Origin of the sequence: Delftia sp. DT-2 (genome assembly GCF_028401915.1) — a bacterium.
Classification (GTDB): domain Bacteria; phylum Pseudomonadota; class Gammaproteobacteria; order Burkholderiales; family Burkholderiaceae_C; genus Comamonas; species Comamonas tsuruhatensis.
Window position 1 is genome coordinate 1 of record NZ_JAQOTI010000074.1, and the last position, 651, is coordinate 651.

Annotated in this window: 1 pseudogene; it reads left to right on the forward strand. The window is 67.7% G+C overall.

The window, feature by feature from the left end:
* A pseudogene (locus tag PO605_RS30885) lies at positions 1-651 on the forward strand (type IV secretion protein Rhs); the annotation flags it as partial.

Here is a 651-nt window from a genome sequence, read left to right on the forward strand (position 1 = left end):
TCCGGCCAGCGCATCGCCCGCCTGTACCAGTACGACCCCACAGGCAACCTCGTCGCCACGCGCGACGGCCTGCGCGGCGACAGCCAGTACCGCTACGACGCCCTGGGCCGCATCCTCGCCGCCCAGAAAAACGCTGCAGGTGGATTGCCCACCTCGGGCCGGAACCTGGAAACCTTCGCATTCGACCCCGCAGGCAACCTGCTCAACCCCAACCGTGGTGGAGACCTCAGCAGCGGCGGCGCCAACAGTGAACGCGAACAGGTGCCCACCAACCGGCTCGCCGTCTACCAAGACCTGCGTTTCCAGTACGACCTGCACGGCAACATCGTGGAGCGCCGCATCGGCTGGCACACCGTGCAGCGCTTTCGCTACAGCGCCGAGCACCAGATGCTCGAATCCACGGTCACGCGCTACCACGACAGGCCCGGCCCGAAGACCGCCGGTTCGAACGCGCAGCCAGAGCCTGCCGCCACCGTCCAGACCACGCGCTACCGCTACGACGCGCTCGGCCGGCGCATCGACAAGCACGATGCCTTCGGGCGCACCACCTTCCTCTACGACGGCGACCTGCTCGCCGGGGAAATCCGTGGCTCACGCCTGAGCGAATACCTCTACGAGCCCGACAGCTTCGTGCCCCTGGCCAAGCTGGAG